Raw genomic sequence first — 20,722 nt, forward strand, 5'->3', positions numbered from 1 at the left:
ATAACTCCTGACGCTAAAATTCAAAATCTAAAATCCAAAATCTAAAATCCAAAATCTAAAATTGTTATGACTCAACATAATGGTAATCATATCAACGGTAACGGTAATGGCAACGGAAAAAAACAAAGTAGTGTACAGTTGCTGACATCTGCCAAAAAAGCAAGAACAGACTCTTTAAATTCTGTAGCTTATCAAGATAGTTTTGAACACTCTATAGTTTTACGTCAATCACCAGTTTGGTCACGTACCATAATGATCACTCTGATGGTTGTAGCTTGTTTTGGAGTGGGTTGGGCTTATTATGCCAAAATTGAACAAGTAGTTCCCGCGACCGGTCAGTTAAAACCAGAGGGAACAGTAAAAGAAGTACAAGCTCCTATTAGTGGTGTTGTCAAATCTGTTTATGTGAAAGATGGACAAGAAGTAAAGAAAGGAGACTTGCTCTTAACATTTGAATCCGTTGCCACCTTAGCTGAGTTAAATTCCTTAAACAAGATTCGTGCTGCTTTAATTAAAGAAAACGATATTTATCGTCGCTTGATGAGTGCAAGTAACGGTATCACCTCAGAATTGAATTTTTTAAGCAGTAACTTGCCACCAGAAACAGCTTTTCTCCTGAAAAGTCGAGCCTCATTAGTCGCTGACAATGATTTATTGCGTTCTCAATTAAGAAATTCTACACCAGGAATAAGTGGTGGAATTGATGAACAACAACGCCTCCTAGCTGCCAGAAAAGAATTAGAATCTCGGTCTAATGCAGCACAATTAGAAGTTGAAAAAATCAGAAAGCAACTATCGCAAACCAAAGTCAAGATCAAAGATACTCAAAATGGTTTAGCAATTCAACAACAAATTTTAGATAAAGTCAAAACCCTAGCAGAAGAAGGGGGAATTTCTCAATTACAATATCTGAATCAGCAACAACAAGTACAAACTCTGAAAGCAGAAATAGAACAATTGAGAGAAGAAGAAAAACGTCTAGAGTTTGATATTCAAAAATCACAGCAAGAAGTAACGAATACTGTAGCGGTGACTGATAAAAATGTTTTAGATCAGATAGCCAATAATAAAAAGCGAATTGCGGAAATTGACAGCCAATTCATGAGAATTATTTTGGAAAATGAGCAAAGATTGGCAGATGTTAATAGCAAGATATCCCAAACTCAGTTAAATGTTAAATATCAAGAACTTCGCGCTCCTGTAGCGGGGATAGTATTTGATCTACAAGCAAAAAATCCTGGTTTTGTCGCTAATTCCACTCAGACATTATTGCAGATTGTACCTAATGATAAATATGTAGCGGAGGTATTTATCACCAATCAAGATATTGGTTTTGTGCGGGAAGGAATGAATGTAGATGTGAGAGTTGATTCTTTTCCTTTTAGTGAGTTTGGAGATATTAAAGGTAAAGTGATTAATATCGGATCGGATGCTTTACCTCCTGATCAGACTTATCAATATTATAGATTTCCAGCGAAAGTTAGTTTAGATAGTCAGACGATAAATGCTCACGGTAGAAACATTCCTGTACAGTCGGGGATGTCTATTACTGCTAATATTAAGGTGCGTGAGGAACGGAGTGTGTTGAGTTTATTTACGGAGATGTTTACTAAGCAGGTTGAGAGTTTGAAAGAAGTTAGATAAATGGTGATGGGTGATGGGTGATGGGTGACTCCCTTGCTACCCATGCCACCCATACTTGCCATGCTTCATGTCTGTTAATAAAGAATTTGTAATTGAATTATGAAAATATGATTTAAATATCCTCAAAAAACGCCTCAGAACTTCCATATTAAAAAAACTCAAATAAAATATTTTTGAAATCATAATTATATGGCTAAAACAAGCATATTCAAATTGTATGAAAAATGCTACCGGAAATATGAAAAGCATTTTATTTTTACATCCCAACTTCCCCGGACAATTTCGCCACTTAGTTAAAACTTTAGGACAAGATCAGAATTATCAAGTGGTATTTGCCACAAATAATCAACAAGGACATATACCAGGTGTACAGAAAGTAATTTATCAGCCTTCCCGCACAGTAGCAAGTCAAACACATCATTATATTCGCAATTTAGAAAACGCAGTTCTTACCGGACAAGCAGTATATCGGATGGCAGAACGATTAAAAAATCAAGGTTTTATTCCAGATATCATTTATGGTCATTCTGGTTGGGGACTAACTTTATTTATAAAAGAAGTTTTTCCCCAAGCAGAATTATTATGTTTCTTTGAATGGTTTTATCATAGTCGCGGTTCAGATGCAGGTTTTGATCCTTGTGATCCATTAAGTGTAGATGATATATGTCGTATTAGGGTAAAAAATTCACCGATTTTACTGGATTTATACCATTGCGATCGCGGGCTTTCTCCTACTAACTGGCAGCGTCAACAATTTCCCCAAGAATATCATCATAAAATCACTGTTTTTCACGATGGCATTGATACTAATTACTTTATTCCTCAACCAGATACTAAATTATTTTTACCTAGCATCAATTTGGATCTTTCCCACGTCACAGAATTAGTTACCTATTCAGCAAGAGGTTTTGAACCTTATCGGGGTTTTCCTCAGTTTATGGAAGCAGTAGCATTAATTCAACAACAGCGCCCAAATTGTCATATTGTAGTTGATGGGGAAGATAAGGTATTTTATAGTAAACATCTTGCTGATGGGAAAACCTATAAACAGTTAATGTTAGAAAGTCTAGATTTAGATTTATCGAGATTACATTTTACTGGTAGACTACCTACCCATGAATATCTACAACTTTTACAAGCTTCCTCAGCCCATATTTACTTAACCCGTCCTTTTGTTTTATCCTGGTCAATGTTAGAAGCAATGTCTGTAGGATGTTTACTCATAGCTTCCAATACTGCCCCAGTTGTAGAGATCATTGAAGATGGTAAAAATGGACTTTTGGCAGATTTCTTTTCTCCTGTACAAATTGCTGAAAAGGTAAATCTAGCTTTGGATAATGCAGAAGATATGAAAGTTATTCGTGCAGCAGCAAGAAAAACAATAGTCAATAATTATAATTTAGCAGCATTATTACCAAAACAATTAGATTGGATATTTGGTAAGAGGTTGTTTGAAAAGTTTTAGATGGTGACTTTATACACTTGCAGATCCCCCCTAACCCCCCTTAATAAGGGGGGAACTAGAATCAAAGTCCCCCTTTTCAAGGGGGATTTAGGGGGATCTAAAATTTTTGATACATCATGAGGGACTTTTAAAACATCCTCTAATAGACATCTCCAGGAAAAAATTATGAAACCTATTTATGGGGGCAGGTCGAAGCATTTGGGATATCTAGATGTCTGATTTTTCCGTTAAATTATCGCCCAAATGCTTCGCCCCTACAACTTATGACAAATTAATACATTCTATTTTGGAGAGGTCTAATTGATATATAATTTATAGTAGGGAGGTATTTTTATATGATGACTCTACAAGAAGCGATATTTTAAAAAGATTATCAAGAAAAATCCACAATTAAAAAATAAGATTATTGATGTCTTAAAGCCATTAGCAGATGTCCCTTTACACCATCTTTAAAGTCTCATAAATTAGGAGGAGATTTAGCGGGTTTGTGGTCTTGTTCTGTGACTTATGATTGTAGAATTATTTTTAATTTATCTGAGGATGAGCAGTTGTTAGAAATGGTAATTTTATTAATTGATATTGTTAGCCACGATGAGGTTTATTAAATACTAATTAAATACTAATTAAATACTAATTAAATACTAATTAAATACTAATTAAATACTAATTAAATACTAATTTAAAATAAAATCTCAGTTTTTATCCTGAAAATCCTGAAATCCTGGACATCCTGATCATAAATGATACGTGAGAGTTGAATACGCCTCAAATCCCTATAAAATAAGGATTTTTATCTACGTATTTTCTCACCATTGGTGTGGAATTGCTATATAAAGTTTTGTAACACAATTCAGTAGGTAAACATGAGAGTGTTCCCATAATTAACAAAAATTAAGTATTTTAACTGATTGTACACCATGATACTAATAAGCAATAATAATTATGTGCTTTATGCTTTATGCTTGCATAAAGTAATATGACACTACTACCAATCAGTTATCGTGTTTTAGTGAAAATAATTAAGTCTTATTAACTAATAAGTTGACTCCTTTAAGTATCATGCAAACAATAAGAATCAAGGTGTGAATATACCATGGACACTTCAACAGCTTTAATAAATCCAATCTCAACAGGCTTGACACCTGTCGCAAATGATCCTTCTTCTACTTATGTTGGTCTCGGAACATTGGGTAATTATGATACTCTATCTACAGCCCGGAACATAGGAACATTAAGCGGTACACAAAGTTTCACAGACTGGGTAGGAAGTACGGACTTTCAGGATTTCTATAGTTTTAATATCGGTACTCAAAGTAACTTTAGTCTACTTCTCAACGGTTTAAGTGCAGATGCAGATGTTCAATTACTGAGTTCTACTGGTACAGTCATACAATCTTCAACTAATGGGGGTACAGCAGCAGACAGCATTACTCGTACTTTGAGTGCTGGTAATTACTTTGTTAGAGTCTATCGTTTCAGTGGCAACACCAACTATAACTTGTCCGTGAATGCTACTGCTGTTGTACCTGTTGATAATGCAGGAAACACCCTAGCTACAGCCCGGAACATAGGAACATTAAGCAGTACACAAAGTTTCACAGACTGGGTAGGAAGTACGGATAGTAACGATTTCTATAGTTTTAATATCGGTACTCAAAGTAACTTTAGTCTACTTCTCAACGGTTTAAGTGCAGATGCAGATGTTCAATTACTGAGTTCTACTGGTACAGTCATACAATCTTCAACTAATGGGGGTACAGCAGCAGACAGCATTACTCGTACTTTGAGTGCTGGTAATTACTTTGTTAGAGTCTATCCTTTCAGTGGCAACACCAACTATAACTTGTCCGTGAATGCTACTGCTGTTGCACCTGTTGTTGATAATGCAGGAAACACCCTAGCTACAGCCCGGAACATAGGAACATTAAGCAGTACACAAAGTTTCACAGACTGGGTAGGAAGTACGGATACTAACGATTTCTATCGTTTTGACCTCGGTACTCAAAGTAACTTCAGTCTACTTCTCAACGGTTTAAGTGCAGATGCAGATGTTCAATTACTGAGTTCTACTGGTACAGTCATACAATCTTCAACTAATGATGGTACAGTAGCAGACAGCATTACTCGTACTTTGAGTGCAGGAACTTACTATATCCGAGTCTATCCTTTCAGTGGCAACACCAACTATAACTTGTCCGTGAATGCTACTGCTGTTGCACCAACACCAACACCCACACCCACTGACTGGTACAGTGCAAATTTACGAGATACTCAAATTCAAAGTTTAACTCGTTCTTTAGCTGCTGACGGTAATTTAAGTCGTAACGACATGATTAGTATTTTCCGTGATGCTCAGGATGGCAGCGTCATTGATGCTAATGAACTAACAGATTTGCGAACCATCATTGCTAACTCCAGCCGTTTTACTATGGCTGATCATGTGAGAGTGCTTTCTGATAATATTGCAAATGGTAATCCAGCTAACCCTCGCTCCGGCTTTGGTAATCTCTTTGCCGGTAGTAGTGCTACCCAAATGGAAAATCTCATTGGTAAGTGGTTCTTAGGAAATGATAGACCTGACTTAACCAGTTCTAGCTATAGCTATAGATCTGTAAGTGGTTCTCTATTCCAAAATGGCATTGGTGCAGATGATATTGACCAAAATGCCCTGGGAGATTGTTACTATCTAGCTACCTTATCTTCCATTGCCCAAGAGCAACCTTCTTACATTCAAAATATGTTCATTGACAATGGTGATAACACTTTCACTGTTCGTTTCTTCAACAATGGTGTAGCTGATTATGTCACAGTAGATCGATTTTTACCAACTAATTCATCAGGTTTTGCCGTGTATGCTGGTTGGGGTGGAGGTGCTTCTACTTCCACTAACAATGAACTGTGGGTAGCCTTAGCTGAAAAAGCTTATGCCCAGTTAGCTGAATCTGGTTGGAGTCGTACTTACAGTGGTACTCAAAATAATTCCTACGCAGCTATAGAAGGTGGTTGGATGGATGTAGTAATTCGTCAAGTCACAGGGTTAAGTGCGACTTCCCAATCTGTCAATAATATGACTCAAAGTCAACTGATTAATTTGGTTAATTCTAATCAAATTTTAACAGCAGGTTTCGTTTATGGTGGTGGTTTTGGAGTTGTTGATAGGCATGCTTACACCATTACTGCCTATAATGCCACTAATGGAACTTTCTATTTACGCAACCCTTGGGGAAGCTCCCATGCTAATGTTACTTGGTCTCAATTGTTATCTTTGAGAGCCATTATTCAATGGTCTAATTAATGTCTCATAGACATCTCTCTCTAAGGTGCGTGATTTGATTTGAAACTTGTTCTAGGGACAATTCATGAATTGTCCCTACATTCATTTTCACCAAATGTCTAATGTGATGAAAATCACTGAGTACCGCTTTTACAGCAGTTGTCATGTCTTTAGACCACAGTAAGGGCGAAGCATTCGGATGATAGTCTTAGGTAAAAACCGATAATTAATTGTCCGAATGCTGATGCTTCCAGCACGCTTCGCGAACGCCCCTACATTGTTGACGCGAAACCTAAATCAAAATGTGGTTTATTTACCTGAAAATAGCTGTAAGTCCCCTAATCCGGGAACATCCTCCCTCAAATATCTTCTATAATCATGTTAATAATTGGAGTAGTAGGAGTAATATTAATGAAATCATTATTATTGCTGGTTAGTTTGCTAAGTTTTCATAGTCCGGTAAATTCTAGTTATTATTTACCTGCATATTTATCTTCTGTATCCTTGGCAAATTTATCTCAGACTTTTTATCATCAACCTTCACAGTTAAATTCAATCAGTTCAATCAATTCAAAAAAGGTGAATAAGAAAGTTATGATGAAGGCTTCTTTGTTATCTCAAGAAAATAAGTTATCACCTTTAGGTGTTCCTCCTGAACCTAACCGAGATATTGGTATTGCTACTGTTTTTCTAACTTTAGAAAATCGTCAACAAAAAAATCAAACCGTGATGATTGAAAAGATTGAAATTCGCAATATTGGTGATAGAAAATTACAACCTTTTGCATTTAAAAGCAGGAAAATCGAACTTAAACCACTAGAAAATGCCGTGGTTGATATTCGTTTAACTAATAAAACAGGTTACGTTGGCAATGATCAAGTTAAGGCAGTTATAACTTATAAAATTGACAATCAGGTTAATGTAATTGAGTCTAAACCTGTGGTAGTTCAAAAGTCTTAGGATTAGTGCGGATACTAAAGAAAGTAAATCTAGCTTTAGATAATTCCCAAGAGATGAAAGTTATTCATGCAAGAAAACTTCTCTTAATTCCTATGGTTTGAGAATTTAGGTTTTATAGAGGTAGAACCTCTGGGTTTCCATTCCCAGTAATAATTAATTATACTATATTGATAGTATCATAAATTATATTATGAAAATTACTGAGAAAATTTGCAAGATAAACTAACTTGTATATTATCTAATAGACATCTCCAGAAAAAAATTATAGAACCTATTTATGGGGGCAGGTCGAAGATTATGGGATTTTTAGATGTCTGATTTTTCCGTTAAATTATCGCCTAAATGCTTCGCTTCGCCCCTATAACTTATGACAAATTAATACATTTTATTTTGGAGAGGTCTAATTGATATATAATTTATAGTAGGGAGGTATTTTTATATGATGACTCTACAAGAAATTATCAACTCTATTGACAACTTACCAACAGAGGACCGAGAGTATTTATTTGAGTTTCTCCGTCAACAAAGAATTGAAAACCGTCGTTTAGAAATTTTAGCTAATGCAAAAGAAGTAACAGAAGCATTTAACAATGGTACTGCTAAAAGGGGAAGTGTAGATGATTTGATCGCTGACTTACTAGGAGATGATGATGGAAGTTGTCTGGAGTAGTGGATTCAAGCGATCTTTTAAAAAGATTATCAAGAAAAATCCACAATTAAAAAATAAGATTATTGATGTCTTACAGCTATTAGCAGATGATCCTTTCACACCATCTTTAAAGTCTCATAAATTAGAAGGAGATTTAGCGGGTTTTTGGTCTTGTTCTGTGACTTATGATTGTAGACTTATTTTTAATTTCTCTGAGGATGAGCAGTTGTTAGAAATGGTTATTTTATTAATTGATATTGGTAGCCACGATGAGGTTTATTAAATAGTAATTTAAGAGGTTGTTTGGAAAGTATTAGATGAAACCGATAATTTCCAAAAACCTAACCCCCCTTCCCCCCTTCCCTACAAGGGAATGGGGGTTTCAAAGCCTCTCCCCGCGTCGGGGAGAGGTTTGGAGAGGGGTTTATTTATACATTAAAAACTTTTCAAACAATTAAAAACTTTTCAAACATCCTCTAATACTAATTTAAAATAAAATCTCAGTTTTCATCCTGAAAATTCTTAAATCCTGTACTTCGACTTACTTCGACTGCGCCCTTCGACACCGCCCTTCGACACCGCCCTTCGACACCGCGCAGGACAGGCTCAGGACAGGCTCAGGACAGGCTCAGTACAAGTCGCTCAGTAACCAGACATCCTGATTCAGAAAAATATTTAGATCCCTAACTTATTGACTTATTCAAGAAGTCGGGGATCTAAATCACCTCATAATTATCTCTCAACTAACTTCCCATCACTGCATCTAATAACAAACCACCACCAAACCGCACCGGATCTGTACAAGGTAAACCGGTTTGATCTGTAACTTGGGCGATCGCATTTTTAGCAGCAACTTCATCTAAATCTCTAGTATTTAAAGCTATCCCCGCTACCGTAACTTTAGCAAACGCACCCGCACCACTAGCAACAATTTCATACATTTTAATTACTTCCGGTAAAGGAGGAATCGGAACATGAGGATTATTATGATTGTGAGTTTGTCCGGCTCGATGCACTAAAATTAAATGTGTAGGTTGAGAACCCCGAATTAAAGGTAAAGTTGCAGTTGAACCAGGATGTAATAAAGAACCTTGTCCTTCTATTTGCAGAATATCGTAATTTTTACCAAACCGCATCACCAACTGTTCCACCGCACCCGCAGCAAAGTCTACCCGCACTGCATCTAACGCTACTCCATCCCCTTCTAACATTAACCCAGTTTGACCAGTAGCTAAAAATTTCGACTTCCAACCTCGTAATTTTGCAGAACGATGTAATTCTAAACTGGTAGACATTTTACCAATGGCCATATCTGTTCCCACCGTCAACACCCGACGACAGGGAAGAGTCCGCGCTAACCCGGAAGCTATTTCTAAGTTAGCAGGTTCTTTTCGCACATCCCAAATTAAGCAACCTGGTTTTAAGAGAGCATTTAATTCTGGTATATTCCCTAAAGGTGTGTGTAGACCATTAACCAAAGACATTCCCCCTTTCAAAGCATCTTTGATATCCGGCCAATAATGATCAGGAATTATCCCACCTTTGGGAGCAATACCAATAACTAAAACTTCTGGTTGATATTGCAAAGCTGCACTCACTGAACCCACAACAGGAACATCACGTTTTATTCCTGTTAACTCTGATACAGATTTACCAACACATTCCCGATCTATCACTGCAACTATCGGTGATTCACCATAGCGTAAAATGGATAAACCGGTTTTTCCCTGAGTTCCACTCAGTCCTTCATGCAATAAAATTGCTATCTTTTTATTAAGTGGCAAACGCACTGTATTGTACTCCTAAACCTGGTAAATTATTAGGTAAAATTCGTCCTTTTTCCACAGATGCACCCACAAAAGGATCATCTATTAAATTTAAGTGACTATCTAAATCTAAATAATCAGCTAATGGTGCAAGTTGGGAAGCTGCTGTATTGGCTAATGAACTATCAGAATAACAGCCAAACATCACTTGTAAATTATGTGCTTTGGCTGTATTTACCATTCTCCAAGCTTCACTTAAACCCCCAGATTTCATGAGTTTAATATTAATTCCATCTACATAATCTGCTAAGGGGGGAATATCCACACTGGTAAAGCAACTTTCATCCACAAAGATGGGTAAAGGTGAATGTTCTTTCAGGGTGGCTAATTTATTTTCTTCACCTCTTGGTAATGGCTGTTCTATATATTTTATCCCTAAATCTGCTAACCACAGAGACATAGAAATTGCATCTGCTAAACTCCAACCTCCGTTAGCATCTACAAATAAATCTATTTCTGGTGCTGTTTCTTTCACTGCTAAGAGCATTTTTCTGTCTGCTTCTATTCCTTCTTTTGCTCCTAATTTCACTTTTAATAATTTCACATCCATATATTCTAACCAGTCTTTGGTTCTGGTTGCTGCACCTTCTGGGGAGTTAATACCTATGGTTACGGATGTGGGTACTATTTTATTGATATTTAGTCCCCACATTTTCCACAATGGTAAATTTACACTTTTCCCCATCCAATCATACAACGCCATATCTATAGCTGCTCTGGCAGCGGAAGGGATTTGATACTGTGTTAAAATTGTTTCAATTTCCTGTCTTTGCCAAGGATTGTATGATTCTAACACAGGGGTGATTTTTTGCAAGGCATCTGTGATCATTTCGGTGGTTTGACGGTGATTTCCCACACCAAAGGGTGATGCTTCTCCCCATCCTTCAATGTCGTTTTCGATGATTTTGATGCTGATATTTGTTGTTTGTGTTGTTGTTCCTCTACTTATTGTTAAGGGGAATCTTTTGTTAACTGTAAATTGATTGATTTGTGTTTTCATTTTAGCAATTTATACTTATCAAGTATTTACCAACCATAATACACTAAATAAACAAGATTATAATTTTAGGACTTACGCAAGATGTGACTGAAAACCTTATTCCTGCGTAGGGGTAATTCATGAATTACCCTTACGTTTGTTCCCTTTTGCATAAATCCTGAATTTATTAGCTTCTGCATTTTTTGAAGAAATCCGGTATCCAATACTTTTCGGTTAAGCCCAAAAAATAAAATTCTGTAGGTTGGGTTGAGGAACGAAACCCAACATTTATCAGCTTTTGTTGGGTTGCGCTATCGCTTAACCCAACCTACAAAAACTCTTAACCGAACAGTATTGATCCGGTATCTGAATATTATCTATATTTTATTTATCAAGAAATTTAAAGAATTTAAAGAATTTAAAGAATTTAAAGAATTTAAATAATAATAGAACCTGGAATTTCTGTTACGGGTGGTTCTCCCCAAGTTTCAATTTGGTTAAATGTATGTTTACTTAATGGATAAAATCTGATACTGTCTTCCAGGGAATTGATTTCTTTACTTAATCGTTGTTTTAATTCTGTATATTTCTGTGAATTGAGCAGACATTCAAAAACTGAATATTGAACTCTTTGACCATATCCTTCTAATAATTCTGAGATTTTTTGGCGACGTTTATCGTCAGGAATATCATAAACTATTACATAAAATAACATTTAAAAATTAACGAATTTGATAAGGTTGGTAAACTTGACTAGGTTGATAGACAAACTCTTTAAAAACTTTAATTTGTTGAGTCATTAAATCCCATCGGGGTTGATTTTCGCCTTTTTGATTTTGTACATCTTCCTCTAATTTCTGGAGAAAGTATTTTATATATTTTTCCCTACCATGATTATTGAGATAACAACCACCATCATGATAGACAAAATCTTGAGTATCATCCATAATTTTACTGTTGATTAACCACAACACCAAAGAATCAATAATTGGAGCGCGAAATTCTTCTATTAAATCAGAAGCTAATGCTGCATGACGTTCTGTTCCTTGATGCAAACAAGCATAATAGGGATCTAATCCTTGGATTTCTATTAATGTTAAAATATGATTCCACAGAATTTGATAACCAAAACTCAACATAGCATTAACGGGGTTTCCTGGGGGACGACGACTACGGGCTAAAAATATGAAATTAGGATGATTTAAGCATTCTCCAAAAGCGGAAAAATATTGAGCCGCACCAGCACCTTCTAATCCCATTAATCGTTCTGTTGTTTCTGCTTCCCGTGCTTTTTGAATTAATACAGCTAAACTTTTAATAGCCATTTCTGTAGTTGTTGAGGGATTGCGTCGTTGTTGACGTTGTAGAAAAGTCCGGCTATTTTTTAATTTACCTGCGACTATATTTTGAGCTACTATTAATTTATCGGTTGTTGTTAATTGTTGTTGATAACGGGAAAGTTGACGATATCCTCTAGCGATGGGCATTAATCGCCCATAACAATATCCCATTCTCGATAAATAAGCAATAGGAATATCTCGCCATAAACAGCTACGAATTGCTTCAGTAGTCATTTGTGATTTACCGAAAATTAATATTTGTTCTAATAGCGGTAATTGAATTTCTCCATGTATTGTTTCTCCTTGTTTGACTATTAAGGTTTCTGCTTTGAGAGAGATATAACAACCTTGACGGGAAATATATAATGTTCGCATAGTCGGTTAAGGGTAAGATTTTTGATTACAAAAATTGATCTTTAGTTTGAGTACAATTTTTTTTCTAATGTTGTTAAGAATGATTAATTATTTTTGATTGTTGAGAAATGATTTCTGCTATCATATTTTTGATGTGAGTTGGTTGTAAAAAAACCACAATTTTATCAGATGCTGTAGCATTTATAAAACTAGCCAAGGTAACTAATAATGTATTGACAATAACTGCTGCTAATCCTAATGGGGCAATTAATAGGATTATGAGTGTAATTGACCCATTAAATATAGCGACTCCTAAATTTCTGACTAAAGCCGCACGATGAGAAATGTACATATTTTTTGTGAGTTGATGACTTTTTTAAAATAGACCTAATTGCCAGGTAATGTAAGGGGGTTTCATGCGAATAAGGAATTTTTTTGTTAGTAATGGTTTTTTTGCGGCCGGGTAGGGGAGGGGGTGCAAATGTTGATTCTTTCGTTGACCCTGCCGATCCCTTGCTGGGTAAGGGTTTCAGGTGTTTTAACATCATGGTTTATGGTGCTGGTTGACTTTTTTTTTAGACCCGGCCGAAAATTGCCTCTAGACAGTAGGCAGGGTAAGGGTTTATAATGGTGGCACCGCTTCCTTAACAAGAAGTGGAATTAATGGAAACGGTTGCTCCACCCAGTTAGTTAGTTCTTTTATATGCCTGACCGCTTCCTTAACAAGAAGTGGAATTAATGGAAACCAATTGCCACTCTCTCCGCACTTGAACTCGACCTTGACACCGCTTCCTTAACAAGAAGTGGAATTAATGGAAACCAGAACGCCCTCTCCTTCTCTTCCTGCTCCTTCCGACCGCTTCCTTAACAAGAAGTGGAATTAATGGAAACAAGACATTCATCTTCTCACCTTCCTTGGTGATAAGAGTACCGCTTCCTTAACAAGAAGTGGAATTAATGGAAACAAACGATACGATCCTATTATGCTGTTCCCACCCCTCCCCCTACCGCTTCCTTAACAAGAAGTGGAATTAATGGAAACTAATTGCACTCCGCCTTCCTCAGTACCTTGCTAACAAAAACCGCTTCCTTAACAAGAAGTGGAATTAATGGAAACGATATTCTCTAGCTAAAGCTTTAGGTATGTGTTACCGCTTCCTTAACAAGAAGTGGAATTAATGGAAACATCAATGCGCGGATCTTCCCATGCAATAAGCAACTAAACCGCTTCCTTAACAAGAAGTGGAATTAATGGAAACTAGAGAAAATATTTAAAATTTACTATTTGAAGGCTGTTACCGCTTCCTTAACAAGAAGTGGAATTAATGGAAACGGTGGGGTATGAAGAGGAGGAGAGAGGAAAAACAGACCGAGACCGCTTCCTTAACAAGAAGTGGAATTAATGGAAACATCAACAGGTCTGGGTATAGAAGGCGCTTCACCACTTACCGCTTCCTTAACAAGAAGTGGAATTAATGGAAACTTTACACTGGTCAAAGAGAGACTATCTCCAATTACCTACCGCTTCCTTAACAAGAAGTGGAATTAATGGAAACTTGTGCAGTGCCACAGTCGGCAACCCAAGATTTGACAAACCGCTTCCTTAACAAGAAGTGGAATTAATGGAAACATTTAGCACGATAGATAGTGCTATGAGGGGTTTCAGTGATACCGCTTCCTTAACAAGAAGTGGAATTAATGGAAACAAGTCCCTACCTAGCTTTAATGCCGTAACTGTATTGACACCGCTTCCTTAACAAGAAGTGGAATTAATGGAAACAAAGAGCCTATTTCAGATATATCCTCTATTGCTGTTTCAGCAAACCGCTTCCTTAACAAGAAGTGGAATTAATGGAAACATCCTGCCGGGGGGTCATAGGATAATAGAGGTAGCACCGCTTCCTTAACAAGAAGTGGAATTAATGGAAACCTTTCAATAATGGCTGAAAGGAGTTTGGGGTGTCCAAACACCGCTTCCTTAACAAGAAGTGGAATTAATGGAAACACCCCTTGGAAAACAGTTATACGAGTTAAGAAGACAACCGCTTCCTTAACAAGAAGTGGAATTAATGGAAACTGGGGCGAGAAACCCTATTCTTCTGGCTTGCATCCATTTAAACCGCTTCCTTAACAAGAAGTGGAATTAATGGAAACAAAATTCACAAAATAGACTAAATACCCCTAAACAGCTAACCGCTTCCTTAACAAGAAGTGGAATTAATGGAAACTACTCAAACCATAATTGACGAGTTTACCCACCTACGCACCGCTTCCTTAACAAGAAGTGGAATTAATGGAAACTATACCCAAAAAACAATACAGGTGCTATAAAATGAAACCGCTTCCTTAACAAGAAGTGGAATTAATGGAAACCTAAATTTAAATCGGTACATAACTTTCAACCCTGTTAAGAAACCGCTTCCTTAACAAGAAGTGGAATTAATGGAAACATGATTTAAACAATCAAAGGACGTTACTAACACAAAAATACCGCTTCCTTAACAAGAAGTGGAATTAATGGAAACTTTAAGGTGCAGACAACCATCTTATTTAAAATATTTACCGCTTCCTTAACAAGAAGTGGAATTAATGGAAACTAGAAAACATCCTTTGGTTGCGATTTTGCTACCTGTAATGACCGCTTCCTTAACAAGAAGTGGAATTAATGGAAACAGGCTATTGCTGTATCTTTGCCCTCAAATGTTTTTAAACCGCTTCCTTAACAAGAAGTGGAATTAATGGAAACTTTATTTGATGGGGGTGGCGTTGATGGTGATACCGCTTCCTTAACAAGAAGTGGAATTAATGGAAACTCAACATTTGTAGGACGTTCCGCTTGTGAGAAGACCGCTTCCTTAACAAGAAGTGGAATTAATGGAAACTCATTATGACATTCAGGGTACAAGGACACCCAATTCTCACCGCTTCCTTAACAAGAAGTGGAATTAATGGAAACTACAAAAGAGTTCTTTTATGAACAGGAAGCGCGTGCTTTATTGAAACCGCTTCCTTAACAAGAAGTGGAATTAATGGAAACAACCACAGCTCTGGCACGACTGGAGTTCTCCCCTGCAAACCGCTTCCTTAACAAGAAGTGGAATTAATGGAAACAACGTAGGGTTCGGTTTATACGAGTACCTCCTAATAAGGACCGCTTCCTTAACAAGAAGTGGAATTAATGGAAACACGTAGACCCTTCTCATGTGAGGGAACGCCAGATAACCGCTTCCTTAACAAGAAGTGGAATTAATGGAAACCTCAAGTAGCTTTAGTTCCTCATCTTTCTTTTTAGCACCGCTTCCTTAACAAGAAGTGGAATTAATGGAAACAGGTTCAATATCATTAGATAATTGAATATTTTTAGCGTAACCGCTTCCTTAACAAGAAGTGGAATTAATGGAAACTTAATGATTTACGATAAGTCTCATAAGCCTCATTTACCGCTTCCTTAACAAGAAGTGGAATTAATGGAAACCAAAATATATAGGAACAAACGTGGTCTCCCAAATACCGCTTCCTTAACAAGAAGTGGAATTAATGGAAACATTTAACAACCGCCATTTTCGTATCAGCGTTCTCCCCTACCGCTTCCTTAACAAGAAGTGGAATTAATGGAAACATTAGTAGATCTAAACCTACTGGTATAAGCTCAAAGTAACCGCTTCCTTAACAAGAAGTGGAATTAATGGAAACACCAGGGGTGTGAGTTCCCCCGTGCGGACTGTTAAACCGCTTCCTTAACAAGAAGTGGAATTAATGGAAACATCCGTCTATCAAATGCAGAACCGCCGCAAAGACGACGGACCGCTTCCTTAACAAGAAGTGGAATTAATGGAAACTTTGCTCATCCTCCTCTTTAGCTTTTTTCAAACCGCTTCCTTAACAAGAAGTGGAATTAATGGAAACCGTATCAGATCGCGTTGTCGTCTCGTGACAGGCCGCTCACCGCTTCCTTAACAAGAAGTGGAATTAATGGAAACTTATCTCCTTGATTAATATTCAAACCATCAACAAACCACAGACCGCTTCCTTAACAAGAAGTGGAATTAATGGAAACTACTTTCTTCTCCTCTTTTTGGCAGTAATGATTAGCCGGGCGAACCGCTTCCTTAACAAGAAGTGGAATTAATGGAAACCCACTATCAGATCCCGGACTTCTTTGAGAAGTCCGGGATCTACTGCTTAAATGAAGATTTTCCTCATTCGCATGAGAAGCATTGAATCACGAGAAAATTGCGAGTATGTTGTTACAGGAGATGTAAACAAAACTACCGCCAGGGTGAAGGAATATCTGTTATGGGAGAAAATAATGACAATAAAAAACTGTTGCGTCAATCTTTAGATGCAATTAATGAACAAGAAGAACGGAAAAAAGCAGATAAAATTGTGCGGCTTTCTCGTTTAAATATAACCATTGCAGTTTTATTATCTTTATTGATTCCCCTTGCTGGATATTGTTACACACGACGTTGGAAAGCACTGTTGTGGCTGGGTTTGAGTCTTGGTGTAACAGGTGCAATAATTGGATTATCTTCCTCTACAGAAGAAGAAGCAATGGAAAGAGGTTTTGCTATTGGTTCTATTGCTAGTTTAATTGCGCCTATTGATAATAGTTTAGCTATTTCCCGTGCTAAAAAGCAGATCGAAGATATTAATAATTAGGATTTGCTAAAAAAGTATTCTCATGGGAATTGGGAATTGGGAATTGGGAATAGATGAAAAAGTTTAGCAGAGAAAAATGTCCTAATTAGGGTGTCTTGATAACTACATCAATAATCTAGATTAATACATGAATAATTTAGATTATTAATTTAGATTATTAATTTAGATTATTAATTTAGATTAATAATATTGATGTCTTCTTTTATTTATTGAGTTAGTCATGGAAATGTTTAATAAATTAATCCGTAAAATATCGGTTTTTGGTATTAACTTTTATCAAAAACATCTCTCACCTTACAAGGGTTATTGTTGCGCTCATCGAATTTTGCATGGTGGTGATTCTTGTTCTGAATATGTCAAAAAAGCTTTTTTAGAACAGGATTTAAATACAGCAATTCAACTTTCCCGTCAACGATTTACAGAGTGTGGACAAGCTGCGGAAAATTTAGCATCTCAAAAACCACGTCAACAGGAAAATTTAAATGTAAGATTAGGATCGGCAAATTTACAGCGCAGAAGTTCTCGTTTATTCAATCGTCGATCATTTTTGTATTTAATCATTCCTGCATTCTTTACTTTTGGTTTAGTAACTCCTGCATTAGCAAGTAAAGGAAAAGCTTATAGTCAATGTTTGAAAATGGCAACAAAATCAAGTGTAAGACAAGATCAAAAAGATGGTAAATGTGGTAATGAACCAGAGTTATATTATGGTTTATGTTGTTTGGGAATTGTGGGTTTAGGTATTGCTAATGACGATAAATAGGGTTTGCTGAAAAAGTTATCTGTGGGAATTAAGAATGTGCTGTAAATGCAAGGTTTTTGATTTCCCATATCATAAAAGCTTGCACTTTTTCAGTTTTTGATTATTTAAAATCTTTGTGGGGAAAATTCATAAATTTTCCTGACATTCATTCATTTTTACCTGATGTTTATTGATTGGCAATCTACTGAAAACTTTATTCTTGCATAGGGGTAATTCATGAATTACCCCTACTTTTGTTCCTTTTGGCGTAAGTCCTATGATTCTATTTAGGGTTTGCTGAATAAACCTAAAACCTTGATATATCAAAGGTTAGAGGCTGATAAACACAGAAATTAGTGCAAGGGTTTTGAAGGGTATACCGGAATGTGCATTTTTTGGGATTTCAAGAGATGGCAAAGAAATTTTGGCGTTGCTGAATCATGGGATGATTTCGCCCAATTTAGAAGTAATTTTCAACGGTTTCAAACGCCAATTCATCCCGCATTTATGCAGCGCGGAAATTTTCAAATCTCCTCCTGACTCCTGACTCCTTGATCTCCTGACTCCTGACTCCTGACTCCTGACTCCTATGCCCTCACGGAAAGACTTTCTCAGCAACTCCTATTTATAGATATTAACAATATCTTCGCCAATTTGTTTGATTTTATTGACTAATAATTCTGGTTTTACTACTTTTACCCCACCTTTAAAACCGAGAATCCAGCGTAGTAATTCTATATCATCTACACACCATTTAGGTAACATAACTTGAAAGCGATGGGGAAATTTAGGATCTCTTGTCTGTTTAAGACAAAAAATAGATTTCGGTAGATTCAATTTTTTAGCTGTAGTGGGTAATGACATTTTCATTTGTGAGGAAGGAAAACGTTTAGTTCCTTCAGCGACAAAGTTAAACATACTATCATTAAACCAAAGTTCAATGGTGATCAAAACCTGAGAACGTTCTTTTTTAGTTCCTTCTAAAAGTGTTTTTTGATCTTGATGATCATATCCTAAAAAAATGCTGGCACACATTTGAGAAAGTTTTTGTAATTTGTTTAATGCTGTTTTCTGTTCTGTTTGGGAACGGTTGATGATTTGATGTTTACCTATAAATAATCTATCTAGTCTTTCAAATCGTAATAAACCTTTTTTGTCTCCACTCATTAATTCATAACCTAAGTACCAAGCAGAATTAAAAAATACAATTTGTAAAGGAAATGCTAAAAAGAATCCTTCTTGATCATGGGCAAATTTACCACTTCCAGGAAAACGGTTTAATTCTAATAGTTTTCCTTGGGCGATCGCCTCTTCTAATTCTTGGATATTTCTGGCTAAAGATTCTTGGGGTAAATAATCTGCATCTATCATACTACGATTGGCGATCGCCCGCACGGGATAAACTTGATTTACACCTAATTTACTTTTTTCCATACGACTAGTAAACTTTTGGTAAATCTCTAAAGCAATAGGATCATTTAAACTTTTAGCTTGAGATTGTAACATATTAAAAATTTGTGTTAACTCTAAACTTGATAAAATTCCAGTTCCTGCAAAATAACCGTCACGCATAGAAAAATCCGGCAGAATTTTATAGGGTTTGAGGACTTTTTCAATATCTTTACGAACTGAATCTATACTATTACCAAAAATTCTTTCATATTTTGGCAATGCTAACAGCAAAGTTTTTAAACTACCTGATCCTGAAGAAAATAAAAATGGATGATGGAGAATTAACCGGATAATAGATAACAATCTTTGAAAAGCTGTTAAATCTGAATAAGGATGAGTTATTAAAACAGTGGCAGATTTAGGAACATAATCACCTACATCAATAGTACCGGGAAGAACTTGAGAAATACTATTGACACCAATGAAACTATTTTTCTGTAACCAAATTAAATCTTGAGCAATAGATTGTTTATCTGCATATACTTTACCATATAACCGACTTACAAAACCAGCTACTTCGTCCAAAGAATTAGCAAATTCAGGAAGATAACCAAAAACATTCAATAATAAATGAGGATGTGTAGATTGTAAATTACCAACTCCTGGATAATTAATAATTACAGAAATCAAATACATTAACCTTTCAAAATCTAAGAATCTACTATAAGCGTGAAAAGTTATGTGACTATTGCGATTACTACGATTAACAAGAGTTCTATCAAGTTGTTGAATCGTATTTACAACTTCTTGAAAATTGAACTTTGGCGAAATGACATCAACTTCCTTAATAATTACCAAACCTTCCCCAGAAACCGGGGGAAAATCTAACAAAGATTGATACATACTATCAATAACTATATCGGGAACTTGACGGTGACGCTGTTGATTCCATTGTTTACAAACTTCCAAAGGAGTTGTTAAATACCAACCGATCCACAACACCGGAAAATCAACCGCCACATTCAACTTTTCTAATAAATCTAATCTCCATATCCGCCTGGCGTTAGTAGCATCATAAATGACACCAACACCTTCAGTAATAGCATTAACTACAGCAGAAATCACCTTTGCTTCAATTTCCTCCCATACACCTTGAATAGAAGCATCACCATATAACTGATGACGAATAGCATCAGTAGAAACAACGCGATAATTACCCAACTTAGCGAGACTAGCAGCAAAGGTTGATTTTCCGCTACCAGGAACACCGATGAGAAAATGACAGATAGGAGTGGACATAATTATTCATATTCAAAACTTATCTTGCATTTTCCCCCCTACCTTGGGGTAAAAGTCTAGTGTTTTCAAGCGAATGAGGAATTTATTACCCTAGTTCCCCCAGTAAATTTCGTCATTCGCATGAGTAGCAGTTTAC

At 36.3% G+C, this 20,722-nt stretch carries 14 protein-coding genes and 1 CRISPR repeat array; of the genes, 8 read left to right on the forward strand and 6 right to left on the reverse strand.

Annotated features, from left to right (window positions below; all coding sequences use genetic code 11):
- Positions 1-66 precede the first annotated feature (66 nt).
- The 6 genes from H5968_RS06375 (at position 67) to H5968_RS06405 (ending at position 8,275) form a co-directional block, all read left to right on the forward strand.
- Entirely contained in the window at positions 67-1,644 is a 1,578-nt protein-coding gene (locus tag H5968_RS06375) for an HlyD family efflux transporter periplasmic adaptor subunit (protein ID WP_187039250.1), read from the forward strand.
- Positions 1,645-1,882: 238 nt separating this feature from the next.
- Positions 1,883-3,109, forward strand: coding sequence for a glycosyltransferase family 4 protein (locus tag H5968_RS06380; RefSeq protein ID WP_187039292.1), 1,227 nt, complete (start codon positions 1,883-1,885; stop codon positions 3,107-3,109).
- A 1,093-nt stretch (positions 3,110-4,202) separates the two neighbouring features.
- Positions 4,203-6,404 (forward strand): pre-peptidase C-terminal domain-containing protein, encoded by a 2,202-nt coding sequence (locus H5968_RS06390; RefSeq protein WP_187039251.1) that lies wholly within the window; start codon positions 4,203-4,205, stop codon positions 6,402-6,404.
- 390 nt (positions 6,405-6,794) lie between these two features.
- A complete protein-coding gene (locus H5968_RS06395; RefSeq protein WP_187039252.1) occupies positions 6,795-7,343 on the forward strand; it encodes a hypothetical protein in 549 nt (182 codons plus the stop codon).
- A gap of 439 nt (positions 7,344-7,782) precedes the next feature.
- The gene (locus H5968_RS06400) at positions 7,783-8,013 is read left to right on the forward strand and encodes a hypothetical protein (protein WP_137669282.1); all 231 of its coding nucleotides are present in this window, start codon (positions 7,783-7,785) and stop codon (positions 8,011-8,013) included.
- Complete coding sequence (locus tag H5968_RS06405; protein WP_187039293.1) at positions 7,994-8,275, forward strand: type II toxin-antitoxin system YafQ family toxin; 282 nt, start codon at positions 7,994-7,996, stop codon at positions 8,273-8,275. The genes H5968_RS06400 and H5968_RS06405 overlap by 20 nt, the downstream gene beginning before the upstream one ends.
- 460 nt (positions 8,276-8,735) lie before the next feature.
- Here H5968_RS06405 and H5968_RS06410 read toward each other — a convergent pair whose 3' ends face one another.
- The 5 genes from H5968_RS06410 to csx18 form a co-directional block, all read right to left on the reverse strand.
- The gene (locus tag H5968_RS06410; RefSeq protein WP_187039253.1) at positions 8,736-9,782 is read right to left on the reverse strand and encodes a DUF1611 domain-containing protein; all 1,047 of its coding nucleotides are present in this window, start codon (positions 9,780-9,782) and stop codon (positions 8,736-8,738) included.
- The gene (locus H5968_RS06415; protein ID WP_187039254.1) at positions 9,766-10,818 is read right to left on the reverse strand and encodes a dipeptide epimerase; all 1,053 of its coding nucleotides are present in this window, start codon (positions 10,816-10,818) and stop codon (positions 9,766-9,768) included. Before H5968_RS06415 ends, H5968_RS06410 begins: the two co-directional genes overlap by 17 nt.
- Before the next feature lie 415 nt (positions 10,819-11,233).
- Positions 11,234-11,512: a CRISPR-associated endonuclease Cas2 gene (gene cas2 / locus H5968_RS06420; protein WP_187039255.1), complete on the reverse strand. Its 279-nt coding sequence runs from the start codon at positions 11,510-11,512 to the stop codon at positions 11,234-11,236.
- Positions 11,513-11,519: 7 nt separating this feature from the next.
- Positions 11,520-12,512: a CRISPR-associated endonuclease Cas1 gene (gene cas1, locus H5968_RS06425; RefSeq protein ID WP_187039256.1), complete on the reverse strand. Its 993-nt coding sequence runs from the start codon at positions 12,510-12,512 to the stop codon at positions 11,520-11,522.
- A 73-nt stretch (positions 12,513-12,585) separates the two neighbouring features.
- Positions 12,586-12,843: a CRISPR-associated protein Csx18 gene (csx18, locus tag H5968_RS06430; RefSeq protein ID WP_096569836.1), complete on the reverse strand. Its 258-nt coding sequence runs from the start codon at positions 12,841-12,843 to the stop codon at positions 12,586-12,588.
- Between the two features lie 283 nt (positions 12,844-13,126).
- Positions 13,127-16,627: direct repeats of the CRISPR family, unit length 36 nt; unit sequence ACCGCTTCCTTAACAAGAAGTGGAATTAATGGAAAC.
- A gap of 160 nt (positions 16,628-16,787) precedes the next feature.
- On the opposite strand from csx18, the gene H5968_RS06435 reads away from it, so the two are divergent.
- Both H5968_RS06435 and yidD read left to right on the forward strand, forming a co-directional pair.
- Entirely contained in the window at positions 16,788-17,153 is a 366-nt protein-coding gene (locus tag H5968_RS06435; protein ID WP_187039257.1) for a hypothetical protein, read from the forward strand.
- A gap of 226 nt (positions 17,154-17,379) precedes the next feature.
- Entirely contained in the window at positions 17,380-17,916 is a 537-nt protein-coding gene (yidD, locus tag H5968_RS06440; protein WP_199291168.1) for a membrane protein insertion efficiency factor YidD, read from the forward strand.
- 600 nt (positions 17,917-18,516) lie between these two features.
- Here the strand turns inward: yidD and H5968_RS06445 are convergent.
- Positions 18,517-20,586: a WYL domain-containing protein gene (locus tag H5968_RS06445; RefSeq protein WP_187039258.1), complete on the reverse strand. Its 2,070-nt coding sequence runs from the start codon at positions 20,584-20,586 to the stop codon at positions 18,517-18,519.
- Positions 20,587-20,722 lie beyond the last annotated feature (136 nt).

This window comes from Sphaerospermopsis sp. LEGE 00249 (assembly GCF_014299995.1).
GTDB lineage: Bacteria > Cyanobacteriota > Cyanobacteriia > Cyanobacteriales > Nostocaceae > Sphaerospermopsis > Sphaerospermopsis kisseleviana.

Bases quoted from the DNA above. Each gene is read 5' to 3' on its own strand.
- H5968_RS06375 (WP_187039250.1), top strand. From the start codon at position 67: ATGACTCAACATAATGGTAATCATATCAACGGTAACGGTAATGGCAAC.
- H5968_RS06380 (WP_187039292.1), top strand. From the start codon at position 1,883: ATGAAAAGCATTTTATTTTTACATCCCAACTTCCCCGGACAATTTCGC.
- H5968_RS06390 (WP_187039251.1), top strand. From the start codon at position 4,203: ATGGACACTTCAACAGCTTTAATAAATCCAATCTCAACAGGCTTGACA.
- H5968_RS06395 (WP_187039252.1), top strand. From the start codon at position 6,795: ATGAAATCATTATTATTGCTGGTTAGTTTGCTAAGTTTTCATAGTCCG.
- H5968_RS06400 (WP_137669282.1), top strand. From the start codon at position 7,783: ATGATGACTCTACAAGAAATTATCAACTCTATTGACAACTTACCAACA.
- H5968_RS06405 (WP_187039293.1), top strand. From the start codon at position 7,994: ATGGAAGTTGTCTGGAGTAGTGGATTCAAGCGATCTTTTAAAAAGATT.
- H5968_RS06415 (WP_187039254.1), bottom strand. From the start codon at position 10,818: ATGAAAACACAAATCAATCAATTTACAGTTAACAAAAGATTCCCCTTA.
- cas2 (WP_187039255.1), bottom strand. From the start codon at position 11,512: ATGTTATTTTATGTAATAGTTTATGATATTCCTGACGATAAACGTCGC.
- cas1 (WP_187039256.1), bottom strand. From the start codon at position 12,512: ATGCGAACATTATATATTTCCCGTCAAGGTTGTTATATCTCTCTCAAA.
- csx18 (WP_096569836.1), bottom strand. From the start codon at position 12,843: ATGTACATTTCTCATCGTGCGGCTTTAGTCAGAAATTTAGGAGTCGCT.
- H5968_RS06435 (WP_187039257.1), top strand. From the start codon at position 16,788: ATGGGAGAAAATAATGACAATAAAAAACTGTTGCGTCAATCTTTAGAT.
- yidD (WP_199291168.1), top strand. From the start codon at position 17,380: ATGTTTAATAAATTAATCCGTAAAATATCGGTTTTTGGTATTAACTTT.
- H5968_RS06445 (WP_187039258.1), bottom strand. From the start codon at position 20,586: ATGTCCACTCCTATCTGTCATTTTCTCATCGGTGTTCCTGGTAGCGGA.